The sequence below is a fragment of the Bowmanella yangjiangensis genome (genome assembly GCF_017255015.1).
GTDB classification, from domain to species: Bacteria; Pseudomonadota; Gammaproteobacteria; order Enterobacterales; family Alteromonadaceae; genus Bowmanella; species Bowmanella yangjiangensis.
The window spans coordinates 1-586 of sequence record NZ_JAFKCS010000477.1 but is presented as its reverse complement, the minus strand read 5'-3'; the positions used below and the strand labels follow the sequence as shown (position 1 = coordinate 586).

Here is a 586-nt window from a genome sequence, read left to right as displayed (position 1 = left end):
CGCTCCTGCAGGGCCTGCCCTGCCATCTCGCTGATCTTCAGCTTGCGTTCGCGCTGATAGAGGAAACCGCCGACCAGCAGCGACAGCATCAGGGCCGCGGCAAGCCCCGCCCAGAGCCCCAGCGTGCCGGTTCGATCGATCAGCCCGCGCTCGTACTCCGGCGTGCCGAACACCTCCAGTTGCCAGGTGCGGCCATACAACGACAGTTCCTGCTGATAGCTGAACAGCGGCGACCAGTCATTGCCACCGACCTCCTGGCTGAGCAGTTGCAGGTCGCTGGCGCCGGGGTCCTTGAGCTGGATGTCGAACAGCCGCGTCTGCCGTCCGAGAATCCCCTCGATGAGGTCCTGGCTGCGAAATGCGCCGTGGACGAGCCCCAGCAAGGCGGCCTGGCGTTGCTCGGCGGAGTTGACCGGCACCCCCGGACGATACACGGGCAGGTAGAGCAGCACGCCGGACTGGACGTTGACATCCACCTCCTGGCGCAGCACCAGCGGCCCGCTCAGACTCGCCTCGCCGGTATCGACACTGCGTGCGATGGCGGTGCGGCGAACCTCTTCGCTGAGCATGTCGTAGCCGAGCACAC

1 protein-coding gene is annotated in these 586 nt (G+C 66.6%); it reads right to left on the bottom strand.

The features are described 5' to 3' along the window. The coding region (locus J0A65_RS25250; protein WP_206596969.1) for a CHASE domain-containing protein at window positions 1-586 on the bottom strand (586 nt) is incomplete at both ends.